General features: G+C 64.5%; 1 pseudogene. It reads right to left on the bottom strand.

The features are described from left to right. Window positions 1-273 (bottom strand): annotated as a pseudogene (locus RVY79_RS19660) (4-hydroxyphenylpyruvate dioxygenase); the annotation flags it as partial.

Below are 273 nucleotides of genomic sequence, written 5' to 3' on the forward strand. Positions count from 1 at the left end.
ATCCTTCGCCGAAGCCCTCGCGGTAGTTGCCCTTGCTCTCGATGAACTCGAAGAACACCGGGCCAAGCAGCGGCTCGGAGAATATCTGCAGCAGCAGGCGGGGCTGGCCGCCTTCGGTCGTGCCGTCGAGCAGAATGCCGCGCGCCTGCAACTCGGGCACGGGCTGGCCATGGCCGGGCAGGCGCTTTTCCAAGTTTGCGTAATAGATGTCGTTGGGGGCGGTCAGCAGCGGGATACCGGCCATCTGCACGCGGTCGAGCTCATCGAGTAGGT

This window comes from Chromohalobacter sp. HP20-39 (genome assembly GCF_033052815.1).
Classification (GTDB): domain Bacteria; phylum Pseudomonadota; class Gammaproteobacteria; order Pseudomonadales; family Halomonadaceae; genus Chromohalobacter.